Here is a 217-nt window from a genome sequence, read left to right as displayed (position 1 = left end):
ACTGGGAACTGTGACTGGCATCTGTGATGTTTACTGTTGTTGCGGGGCTGGGTGCAAAGCCATGTCACCGGAGTGGGTATTGACCTTATGGATTAGGCACCTATGACGTTTACTGTTTTTGCGGGGGCCGGGTGCTAAGCCCTGCGGGGACCGTTGTCACGCGGACACGCCGCAAGCACGTCCGTGTGGGCTCGGCTCGCGCATCCCTGCGCTCGAC

It is taken from the genome of Erwinia sp. ErVv1 (assembly GCF_900068895.1).
GTDB lineage: Bacteria > Pseudomonadota > Gammaproteobacteria > Enterobacterales > Enterobacteriaceae > Erwinia.
Note: the sequence above shows the minus strand (reverse complement) of the source record.